Below are 10,400 nucleotides of genomic sequence, written 5' to 3'. Positions count from 1 at the left end.
GAGCCGCTGTAAGAGCGGAACCGATATCAGCCATAACCGAAGAAACGGATATGTACTCAATCAACCCCGACCCACCTCAACATCCCTCCCCGAAGCCCCAATCCTGCGCAACAAAGGCAACACCTCCGCCCCCACATGAATCGACTCTTCCAGATGCGGAAACCCCGAGAGAATAAAGCTGTCCACCCCAAGCTGGTGATACTCCTCGATCCGCTCCGCCACCCGCTCATAACTCCCCACCAGCGCGGTCCCGGCCCCGCCCCGTACCAGGCCCACACCGGCCCAGAGGTTGGCCGAAACCTCCAGCTCCCGCGCCCCACGCCCACGGCCTTTCATCAACTCGGTCTGGCGACTCTGCCCCACCGATTCATACTTGGCCATCTGCCGCTGCGCCTGGTCAATGGCGTCCTTGGGAATCTCCTCCAACAGCCGCTCCACATGCGCCCAGGCCGCCTCGTCAGTGCGATCGGCAAAGATGTGCAAGCGCAACCCAAAGCGCAACGTCCGCCCCTGCATCGCGGCCAACTCACGCATCCGCAGCACCCGCTCGGCAATCATCGCCGGCGGCTCACACCACATCAGGTACGTCTGCCCATGGGCAGCCCCCACCTGCTCGGCAGCCTCGGAGGCACCCCCAAAATAGATCGCCGGCACCTCGGCCCCAGGCGCCACCGGCGTGTTGATCCCACTGCGGTAGTAGCGCCCCGGATGCGCCGGCTGCTTTCCAGCCCACACCGCCTGGAACACCTGCAAAAACTCCGCAGTACGCGCATAACGCTCATCGTGTTCGAGAAAGTCCCCCAACGAACGCTGCTCAAAACGGCTGGACCCCGTCACCACATGCAACGCCAGGCGATTCTCGCTGAGCAATTGCAAGGTCGCCGCACGGTGGGCGGTATAGGCCGGCAGCTCCATGCCTGGTCGCAACGTCAGGAGGAATTTAAGCCGCCGCACCTCCTGGGCCAGCACCGCGGTAATCAGCCACGGATCCTCGAAACCGCTGGCGGTGGGCACCATGATCCCGTCGAACCCGGCCTGTTCGGTAGCCCGCACGATCTGGCGCAGGTAATCGAGGGTGGGGGCACGTTCGCCTTGCTGGAACAGCCCGACCTTGGGCAGGCCGCTGCTGGTGAGGTGGCGACCGTCGCCATTGGTGGGCAGGAACCAGTCGAGCTGGATCGGGGGGCGAACCTCAGTGTTCATGGTGCAGGCGCTCCTTGCGCAGGCCGTGTCGAAAAAGCAGCGGCAGGATCTGTTCACCAAAGCGCAGCACTTCGCCGACCGCCGGGCCGCCTTGCAGGATGATGTGGCCAAGGCCCAGGCCGTGCAGTTCCTGCAGGCGCGTGGCGATTTGGCGGGGCGTGCCCACCAGGATCAACGGTTGGCCAGGGTGCAGTTGCAGCAGGTTCGGGTGGATCTCCCACTGGCGCAACGGGTGACGGTCGCGGGGCACGGTGGCGATGCGGTGGTTGGGCAGGTCCTGGGTCGGCAGCAGGGCGGCGGCGGTTTCCCAGGCCAGGTCCTCGCTGTCGCCGATGACCAGGCCGAAGGTACAGGCAAAGGCCAGGCCCGGCTGAAGCTGGCGCCAGCGTTGTATTTCCTGGGCCAGCCACTGCGGATGCCCAGGCCGCAACAGGCAGACCTGGGCGTGGCCAGCCACCAGCGCGTGGCTTTGGCTGTCGTCCAGCACCAGTGGCGGCGCGGGCAGTTCGCGGCGGGCGACGCCGGCGTTTTCCAGTTGGAAATAGCGGCCTTGATAATCCAGGCCGCCGTCATTCGGTGCCAGCAGTTGTTGGAGAATCTCCAGGTATTCGCCGATGCGTTCGCTGCGCTGGTCGCGGTTCAGCCATTCGCCAAACGCACTGCGCAGGCTGCCTTGTTCGCCGTCGGGCAAGTGCAGGCGCACCCGGTGGCTGCTGATCGATTGCAGGCTTTGCAGGGTGGTGGCCAGGGCCGCCGGCAGCATGACTTCCGGCGGTACGCTCACCGACAATTGCACCCGGCGGGTGTGGGCGCACAACGCCGCCGCCACCCCGAGGCTGTCGGCACACAGCGCGCCGCCGGGGATCCACAGGCCGTCGATGCCGGCGTATTCCACCGCCTGGGCCAGCTGGATCCACTGCCCCGGCCGCGCCGCCCAGTCGGGGGTACAGAGGGGCATCAACCAACTGAATTCAAGGGGCATACACGGGCTCCATAGTTTGGCATCAGCATCACGCGTCGTCGTAGCAGCTGTCGAGCCCCGGCGAGGCTGCGTTCGCGGTGTATCTGGCACACCGCTACGCAGCCTCGTTTCACTCGACAGCTGCTACGGGAGCTGACGCTTTCAGGGCGTTTGATCATCCTACTCTCGTCCTCGCCATCCGAGGGCCGGGGCGATGTCCCGGGCGATGATTTCCAGGCGCTTGAGGATCTGCGCCTGGGTCGAGCTTTCGGCCTGGACCACGGCGATCACGTAGTCAGCATAGGGCAGCAGGGACGGGTCCTGTTGCAGGCTGGCGATCACTTCGTCGGGATGGCCGTGGTGCACGTTCATCAGGCGCAGGTGCTCCTGCAGGTCCACGGCTTGATCAATCAGGCCTTCGCGTTGCAGGCGCGGGATGTGGCGCTCGATATCCACCGCCAGTTCCGCTTGGGCACTGGCGCGATCCGCTGCCGGGAAAATTGCCCGCACCACGCCGATTCTCGGTGGGCGATCGGTGCGGGTCCAGGCATTCAAGTAGGCATCGGCCAGGGGTTTTTGCACCGTCAGCGGATCGTGGGTGGCGGTGCCCAGCAGCAAGCCGTTGCCCTGGCTGGCGGTGTATGCCGCGCCTTCGAGGCTGCCGTGGGAGTGCCACAAGCGGCTGCTCAAGCCGGTTGCTGGCGGTTGCAGGGTCAGCGCGCTGTGGGGCATCAATGCCTCGCCGTCGAGTAACTGCTGGACCTGCTGCTGGTGTTCGCTGAAATCGACCTGGCGTTGCACGGCATCACGGCCAAACGCGCTGAAATTGTCGAGGTTGGCGCCGCCGCTGCCCAGGCCCAATTGCACCCGGCCGCCGCTGAGGGCATCGAGCACACTTGCGTCTTCCGCCAGGCGGATCGGGTCTTCGAAAGGCAGCACGATAACCCCGGTGCCCAGTTCGATATGCCGGGTTCGCTCGGCCACCGCCGCCAGCAATACCAGCGGCGACGGCAGCCGGCCAAAGCCGTTGCTCAGGTGGTGCTGGGCAATCCAGCCACCGTCGAAACCGAGGGCCTCGGCGACTTCGAATTGTTCGATCAGGTCGCGGTAGACCTGCTGTGGATCGTCGCCAAAGGCGTGGCTGAGAAAGCCCAGTTTGAAGCTCATGTCAGGGTTCCTTGGGGCAGTGTCGGTTGCCAGCCGAGGGCCGGGGCGATCTGTTCGCGGATGATTTCCAGGGCACGGATCGCCTCCCGCAGCGGGGTGCTGGCGGTCTGTACTTGCAGCACCAGGTGGTCGTTGGCCGTCAGTCTCGGCCCTTGCTGCAACTGCTCGATGATCTGCTCGACCGGGCCGTGCAGGATGCCGAGGCGCCTGAGGGTGGCGTCGAAATCATCATCCACCGGCGCCTTGTACACGCCGATGCTCTGTTGGCGTTGCACGTAGGCCTGGATATCGTTGCGCGTGGCGGCGTCCGGGTTCGGGATCAGCGCCTGTACCCGGGTGACACGGGGCGGGGTGCCGTTGTCACCGGTCCAGGCGTTGCGATAGCGCTTGACCAGTTCTACCCCGGCTTCGGGCGGCAGGTGCGGGTTGGGCGCCATGATCATGCCGTGGCCGCGCTCGGCCACCCGTTCCACCCGTGAGGTGGCTTCCCAGATTCGCTGCCCAAGGCCGGCTGCCCGTGGCAACAGGCGCGAGCCGCTGTCGGTCAGGGGGGCGTTGCCCAGGGCATGGATCAACTGTTGCAGGTGCTGCTCATAATCGCGGTGGCGCGCCTCAGGCTCACGACCGAATGCGGTGAACGTGTCGGGATCAAAACCCGCACCCAGGCCCAGCTCCAGCCGGCCATTGCTCAACAGGTCCAGCACCGAGGCGTCTTCCGCCAGGCGCAGCGGCGCTTCCTGGGGCAACACGATAATCCCGGTGCCCAGGCTGATCCGCCGGGTGCGCTGGGCGATGGCGGCAAGCAATACCAGGGGCGAGGGCAGGCGGCCGTTTTCGCTGGCGAAGTGATGCTGCGCCACCCAGCCACTGTCAAAGCCCAGCTCTTCGGCGACCTTGAACAACTCCACGGTGTCGCGGTAGACCTTGGGCTCGAAGCCGGGGCTGTAGACCCGGCTGAGAAACCCCAGGGAAAAACGCGAACTCATGGCTGCACCTCGCGGGCCAGTTGTTTTTGCAGGGCGGGGCCGGCGTTGATCGACTCCGGCAGGCCGCTGAACGGGCTGATGGTCAGGTAACCCTTGTTGAGCCATACCGCCTCATCCTGCTTTTGCTGCTCGGCGGTGGCGGCGGGGCTGTACTGGAAGCCGATGCCGGGTTTGCCCGGCAGTTTGAATTGCTTGAGGTCGTCGGTGTACACCGCTTCAAAGCCCACGTAGCTGCCGATGCGGGTGAGTTTCACGCCCTTGATCCGTGGGTCTTTTGGCAGGTTGATATTCAGGCCCAGGCCCTTGGGCAAGAGCGCGCCGTCGGGCTGGCGATGCTGGTCCAGCGCATTGACCAGCTTCGCCACCAGTTGCGCCGCGCGTTGTGGGTCTGCCTCCTTCAAATCGGTGCTGACCGCCAGCGCCGGAATGCCCGCCTGCACCGCGACACTGGCGACGTTGAACGTGCCGGAAGCGCTGTTGATCGCCCCCAGGTTATTCCCGGGGTTGGGGCCGACGATCACCAGGTCGGGGTGGGGCATGACTTTTTTCAGGCCCATCAGCAAGGCCATCACCGGCGTGCCGCTGATTTCGATCTGCACGTCTTTGCCGGCACATTCGGGGCTTTGGCACACGCCGTTTTCAGTGGTGCTGATGGAGTAACTGTCGGGGTAGGCCGGGTCGTCGTCATGGCCAACGGTGACTTCGCGACCAAAGAAAAACGCACCGCCCCGTGCGCTCTGGTCGGCCTGCGGTGCGGCAATCCGCACCGTATGCCCCTGGGCCTTGAGCTCGGTGTACAGGGCGCGAATATTGGGGTGCTGATAACCGTCGTCGTTGCTCAGCAAAATGTTCAGGGCAAAGGCCTTCGAGACGAACAGGCTGCCGACTGCCAGCATCCATGCGCTGCGCTTCATGGTGTGACTCCCTGGGTAAAGCGATTGGCCGGGCGCGGCAGGCCGAGGTTTTCCCGCAGGGTGGTGCCTTCGTATTCGGTGCGGAACAGCCCGCGTTGCTGCAGCAGTGGGATTACCTGCTCGACGAACAGGTCGATGCCGCCCGGGAAGTACGGGAAGAACACGTTAAACCCGTCACAGGCACGGGCTTCGAACCACTGCTCGAAGAAGTCGGCAATGTCTTCGGCGGTGCCGATTACCGGGTTGCCGGCGGTCAGGTGCAGGTACAGCTGGCGGATGCTCAGGTTCTGGCTGCGGGCCAGTTCCAGCAGTTTGTCGCGACGGCTGCCGCGCTGGCCTACCGGGGTTTCCGGCAGCGGGTCGTCGAGGTCGTAGCCCGACAGGTCGATGTCATCGCCCAGGGTGTCGGCCAGGAAACGCAAGCCCAGCACCGGGTCCACCAGGGCCTGGAATTCTTCGAACAGCGCCTGGGCCTGTTCGCGGGTTTCGCCGATAAACGGGGTGACACCGGGCAGGATCTTGATGTGGTCGGGGTCACGGCCAAAGGCGGCGGCGCGTTGCTTGATGTCTTGATAGAAAGCCTGGGCGCCGGCCAGGTCATGGTTGACCGCAAAAATCAGCTCGGCAACGCGGGCGGCGAGGGCCTTGCCGGGTTCCGACGCACCGGCCTGCACCAGCACCGGATGGCCCTGTGGAGGGCGGGCGACGTTGAGTGGGCCACGTACGGAAAAATGTTCGCCGCGATGATTCAGGGTGTGCAGTTTGGCCGGGTCGAAATACTCCCCGCTGGCCTTGTCGCGGGTGAAGGCGTCGTCGTCCCAGCTGTCCCACAGGCCCTTGACCACGTCGTGGAATTCTTCGGCGCGCTGGTAGCGGTCGCCATGGTCGATATGGGTTTCGCGGCCGAAGTTCCAGGCCTCATCCGAGACCACCGAGGTCACCAGGTTCCAGGCGGCGCGCCCCTTGGACAGGTGATCGAGGGAGGCGAACTTGCGAGCGATATGGTACGGCTCGTTGTAGCTGGTGGTGGCGGTGGCGATCAGGCCGATGTTGCTGGTGACGGCTGCCAAAGCGGCCATCAGGGTCAAGGGTTCGAAGTGTTCGGCGCGGGCAGTGCGGCTGAGGGCGTCATGATGATGGCCCCACAGGGCGACCACGTCGGCGACGAACAAGGCGTCGAATTTGCCGCGTTCGGCGGTTTGCGCGATGTGTTTGAAGTGCTCGAAATCCAGGCTGGCATCCGCCTGGGCCAGGGGATGGCGCCAGGCCGATACATGGTGGCCGCTGTTGGCCAGGAAGGCCCCCAGCTTGAGTTGATCGGTACGTCGGGTCATGGGCAGGCTCCCGCAAAAGGTCAGGCGCAGGGCCGGCGAACCGGCCCCGCGGGCTGGGTCAGAAGGCGTACGTCACGCCGGTGTACCAATAGCCACCGGTGGTGCCGTAAGGCGAAAAGGTACCGTACGGGAAGCCGCCGGAACTGCTTACCAGGTCGGTGCGTTTCGGGTACTTGTTGAACAGGTTGTTGGCCCCAGCATTCAGGGTCACGGCCTTGGTCAGGTGGTAGTCGATGTTCAGGTCAGTGATCCAGGTCGGCGCGAAGTTACGGTCGTAGATCTCGGCGGTGCCGTACTCGGTGTAGGAGCCGTAGCGGGTCAGGTTGAGGCTGGTTTCAACCTTGTCGTAGGTCCAGGTGGTGCCCAGCAGCAGCTTGGATTGCGGCAAGCCGTACTTGAGGTTGCCCTGGCGCTGGCGGTCATAGCCACCGTCCGGGCCGAGGGCCTGGGCGGCCACGGTCGAGGCGTGGATCGAGTCGATCTGGGTGGTGTTCCAGTTGAAGCCGGCGCTGTATTTCAGGCTGCCATAGGCACCGATGTCCTGGCGGTAGTCGCCCACCAGGTCGACGCCGCGGGTGGTGGTGTCGAGGGCGTTGGTGAAGTAGGTCACCGCCTGGTTCGGGTTGAGCCCGGCGTCGGCGAGGATCGCGCTGATTTGCGGCGTGCCGCCCAGGTAACCGGTCTGGGCGATGCGGTCCTTGATCACGATCTGGTAGGCATCCAGGGTGATGTTGGTGTTGTCAGTGGGTTGCAGGGTCAGCCCGATGCTGTAGTTGGTCGACTTTTCAGGCTTGAGGGTGGTCGCGCCCAGGGCCTTGGCCACATCGGAGTTCACCGCCACGTTGCGGTAGTCGAACAGTTGCCCGTTGACGCTGGTTTGCGAGGTGGAGCTGTAGATCTGCTGGGCCAGGGACGGTGCGCGGAACCCGGTGCTGACGGTGCCGCGCAAGGCCAGGATCGGGGTCAGCTGGTAGCGGGTGGAGAACTTGCCGTTGGTGGTGGTGCCCGAGCCGTCGTTGTAGTGCTCGTAGCGCCCGGCCAGGTCCACGTGCCATTTGTCGGTGAGGTCCTGGCCGATCTCGCCGTAGCCCGCGAGGCTGATGCGGCTTTTTTCGGCGGCGTCGGCCGGGGTGGTACCGGCACCGGAAATGGTTCCGGGTGGAATGATCGCGCCGTTGGCACCGGTGTCGAAAGGCCCGCTGGCGTAGGAGGCGAGGTCACCCTTGCCGATCTTGTAGTCTTCGTAGCGCTGTTCCAGGCCCCAGGAAATCTGCGTCGGCTTGTACAGGCCGAGGTCGAAGGCGCGGGTCAGGTCGAGGTTGTTGGTCCACTGGCTGAAGGTTTTTACGCCGGTGTCGACCGAGGTCGGTGAGTTCGGGCCGTAGCTCAGGTTGTAGGTGTCGGTGAGGGTGGCCCGGGCATGGTCCTGGCCGTAGGTGCTCGACAGGTCATAGTCCCAGCCGGCGGCCTGGCCCTTGCCGCCAAACGCCACCTGGAAGTCGTCTTCGATGAAGCGCAGGTTGTCTTCGATACCTTCCGGGTACGGGGTCTGGATGCCGTTGAACGACGGCGGCTGGTGGAATGCCAGGGGCTTTTCCGAGTTGCGGTGGGTGTAGGTCGAGAACGAGTACAGGGTCAGCGCGTCGGCGACCGGCAGCTCGGCGTTGTAGCCGAGGCTGAAGTTCTTCGCCTCGGGCAAGCCGGTGCCGTAGTAGGTGTGGCGTTGGCTGGTGTTGCCGGCACTGTCGGTATACGGCGCCGCATCGGAACGGTCCGAGACGTCCTGTTTCTTCACGTCCAGGGCGAGGTTGATGAAACCGTCGTTGGGCAGGGCCAGGCCGACATTGCCGGTTTGGCGCACGGTTTCGCCATCGCCGTTTTCATAGTTCTGGCCGTAGGTGGTGGACAAGCTGCCGCCGTGGTCGGTTTGCTTGAGCACGATGTTGATCACGCCGCCGATGGCGTCCGACCCGTATTGCGCCGAGGCGCCGTCACGCAGCACTTCGATGTGATCCACCAGGGCGGTGGGGATCATGTCCAGGTCCACCGGTTGCGAGCCGGAGTTGAGGGAGGTGGCGTTGTTCAGCAGCGCGCTGTTGTGGCGGCGCTTGCCGTTGACCAGCACCAGCACCTGGTCGCCGTTCAAGCCGCGCAGGCTGATGGGGCGCACGATCGAGGTCGAACCGAAGCCCGACGAGGCCGGCTGGTTGAGGGACGGCAGCACCTTGCTCAAGGCACGGGTCAGGTCGCCCTGGCCGGTGGCGAGCAACTGCTTGGAAGAAATCACGTCCACCGGCGCCGGGCTGTCGGCCAGGGTGCGGGCCTGGCCACGGTTGCCGATGACCACGACGGTGTCCAGGGGGTTATCGCTGGCCGGGGCGTCGGCGGCGAGGGTCAGGCTGCTGTAGCTGACGGCCTCGCACACGGCGAGGAACAACAGGGTATGGGCGAAAGCCTTGCCGGGTTGGCGGCGGCCGGCGGCGCGTGATGGATTCATGATGTGCAACACTCCAGTGTGGTTAGGCAACGGGCCTTGTTCGAGGACGGCTTGTTAAGTTCAAGCTCTGGTGGAGGCAGGAGAGCAAAGGCTGTGCCATCGCTGAAAAGTCTTGGATAACAAGGAGTTGTTGGAGGGTTTGCGGGGCGGGTGGTGTTTTTCTAACAGGCGGGAGGGCAGGGTGTTGGTTTTTGTGCAGGGGATTTTTTCGCGAAGCTGCTTGCGTACGCTGGGCCGGGGGAGCGCCTCCTTGGCACACCCCTTGCTCTCCCCACGCCATACCTAAACCCAAGGAAGTTTTTCTGTATGCCTAGACCTGGCCCGCGCAACGCCCTCACTGATATTCCCGGCCTGGAGGTTGGCCACGCCACAGACCTGTACGCCGACACCGGCGTCACGGTGATCCGCCCGGATGGTTTCTGGACTGCCAGTATCGACATTCGCGGTGGAGGCCCAGGTGGTCGCGAAACCGCGGCGCTGGAGCCGGAGAACATGGTGGGCCAGTTGCACGCGCTGGTGTTTGCCGGTGGCTCGGTGTTTGGCCTGGCGGCGGCGGATGCGGTGGCGGCGAAGTTGTCCCAGGACCAGGTGGGGTTGCATTTGAAGCCGGGTGCGCCGGCGATTCCTATCGTGCCGGCGGCGGTGTTGCATGATTTGGCGAATGGCGGGGACAAGGATTGGGGCCTGGAGCCACCTTACCGGCGACTGGGGTTCGAGGCGCTGGCCAATGCCGGTCCGGAGTTTGAGCTGGGCTCTGTCGGGGCCGGGCGTGGGGCCATGGCCGGGGTGTTGAAAGGCGGGCTGGGGACGGCGTCCCTGGATTTGGGCGATGGGTTGGTGGTTGCCGCGTTGGTGGTGGCTAACCCGATTGGTTCGGTCTACATGCCGGATGGCGAGACGTTCTGGGCGTGGCCCTGGGAGGTGGCGGGGGAGTTTGGCGGGGCGCGGCCGGTGACGGAGATGGATTGCAGTGATCCGATGCCGGAGTTGTCGCGGCTGGATTCCATGGGGCGTCTGCAAGCGGGGGCCAATACCACGCTGGTGGTGGTGGCGAGTACGGCGCGGTTGACGGTGGCGGAGTGCAAGCGGGTGGCGATCATGGCGCAGGACGGGATTGCCCGGGCGGTGCGGCCGGCGCATTTGCCGTTTGATGGGGATACGGTTTTTGCGTTGGCTTCGGGGGCAGTGGAGGTGGCGGATGGGCCTCGGCGGCAGGTGGAGATTGGGCGGATTGGGTCGGCGGCGGCTGATTGTGTGGCTCGGTCGATTGCTCGGGGGGTGTTTGCTGCGCGGGGTTAGGGTGGGGTGTATATCCGTTACTCCGCGGGCCGCCGCGAC

At 64.9% G+C, this 10,400-nt stretch carries 8 protein-coding genes; 1 reads left to right on the top strand and 7 read right to left on the bottom strand.

Features of this window, described 5'->3' with window-relative positions; genetic code table 11:
• Nucleotides 1-60: 60 nt before the first annotated feature.
• The 7 genes from HX818_RS23970 to HX818_RS23940 form a co-directional block, all read right to left on the bottom strand.
• Nucleotides 61-1,203, bottom strand: coding sequence for an LLM class flavin-dependent oxidoreductase (locus HX818_RS23970; protein WP_003218626.1), 1,143 nt, complete (start codon nt 1,201-1,203; stop codon nt 61-63).
• On the bottom strand, nt 1,193-2,185 hold the full coding sequence (locus HX818_RS23965) for an LLM class flavin-dependent oxidoreductase (protein WP_177020867.1): 993 nt from the start codon (nt 2,183-2,185) through the stop codon (nt 1,193-1,195). The genes HX818_RS23970 and HX818_RS23965 overlap by 11 nt, the downstream gene beginning before the upstream one ends.
• 159 nt (nt 2,186-2,344) lie before the next feature.
• Entirely contained in the window at nt 2,345-3,331 is a 987-nt protein-coding gene (locus HX818_RS23960) for an LLM class flavin-dependent oxidoreductase (protein ID WP_177020866.1), read from the bottom strand.
• Complete coding sequence (locus tag HX818_RS23955; RefSeq protein WP_177020865.1) at nt 3,328-4,317, bottom strand: LLM class flavin-dependent oxidoreductase; 990 nt, start codon at nt 4,315-4,317, stop codon at nt 3,328-3,330. Before HX818_RS23955 ends, HX818_RS23960 begins: the two co-directional genes overlap by 4 nt.
• Nucleotides 4,314-5,231, bottom strand: a complete 918-nt coding sequence (locus HX818_RS23950; RefSeq protein WP_177020864.1) for a 5'/3'-nucleotidase SurE — start codon at nt 5,229-5,231, stop codon at nt 4,314-4,316. The genes HX818_RS23955 and HX818_RS23950 overlap by 4 nt, the downstream gene beginning before the upstream one ends.
• Nucleotides 5,228-6,565: an LLM class flavin-dependent oxidoreductase gene (locus HX818_RS23945; protein WP_177020863.1), complete on the bottom strand. Its 1,338-nt coding sequence runs from the start codon at nt 6,563-6,565 to the stop codon at nt 5,228-5,230. Before HX818_RS23945 ends, HX818_RS23950 begins: the two co-directional genes overlap by 4 nt.
• Before the next feature lie 58 nt (nt 6,566-6,623).
• Nucleotides 6,624-9,062, bottom strand: a complete 2,439-nt coding sequence (locus tag HX818_RS23940; RefSeq protein WP_177020862.1) for a TonB-dependent siderophore receptor — start codon at nt 9,060-9,062, stop codon at nt 6,624-6,626.
• Between the two features lie 306 nt (nt 9,063-9,368).
• Between HX818_RS23940 and HX818_RS23935 the strand changes: the two genes are divergently transcribed.
• Nucleotides 9,369-10,361, top strand: coding sequence for a P1 family peptidase (locus tag HX818_RS23935; RefSeq protein WP_003218615.1), 993 nt, complete (start codon nt 9,369-9,371; stop codon nt 10,359-10,361).
• The last annotated feature ends 39 nt before the right edge of the window (nt 10,362-10,400 follow it).

It is taken from the genome of Pseudomonas sp. F9001 (genome assembly GCF_013385435.1).
Taxonomy (GTDB): Bacteria; Pseudomonadota; Gammaproteobacteria; order Pseudomonadales; family Pseudomonadaceae; genus Aquipseudomonas.
The sequence above is the reverse complement of the archived record's forward strand: the minus strand, read 5'-3'. Positions and strand labels throughout refer to the sequence as shown.

Coding starts and splice junctions, on each gene's coding strand:
- HX818_RS23960 (WP_177020866.1), bottom strand. CDS start 3,331: ATGAGCTTCAAACTGGGCTTTCTCAGCCACGCCTTTGGCGACGATCCA.
- HX818_RS23970 (WP_003218626.1), bottom strand. CDS start 1,203: ATGAACACTGAGGTTCGCCCCCCGATCCAGCTCGACTGGTTCCTGCCC.
- HX818_RS23935 (WP_003218615.1), top strand. CDS start 9,369: ATGCCTAGACCTGGCCCGCGCAACGCCCTCACTGATATTCCCGGCCTG.
- HX818_RS23950 (WP_177020864.1), bottom strand. CDS start 5,231: ATGAAGCGCAGCGCATGGATGCTGGCAGTCGGCAGCCTGTTCGTCTCG.
- HX818_RS23965 (WP_177020867.1), bottom strand. CDS start 2,185: ATGCCCCTTGAATTCAGTTGGTTGATGCCCCTCTGTACCCCCGACTGG.
- HX818_RS23955 (WP_177020865.1), bottom strand. CDS start 4,317: ATGAGTTCGCGTTTTTCCCTGGGGTTTCTCAGCCGGGTCTACAGCCCC.
- HX818_RS23945 (WP_177020863.1), bottom strand. CDS start 6,565: ATGACCCGACGTACCGATCAACTCAAGCTGGGGGCCTTCCTGGCCAAC.
- HX818_RS23940 (WP_177020862.1), bottom strand. CDS start 9,062: ATGAATCCATCACGCGCCGCCGGCCGCCGCCAACCCGGCAAGGCTTTC.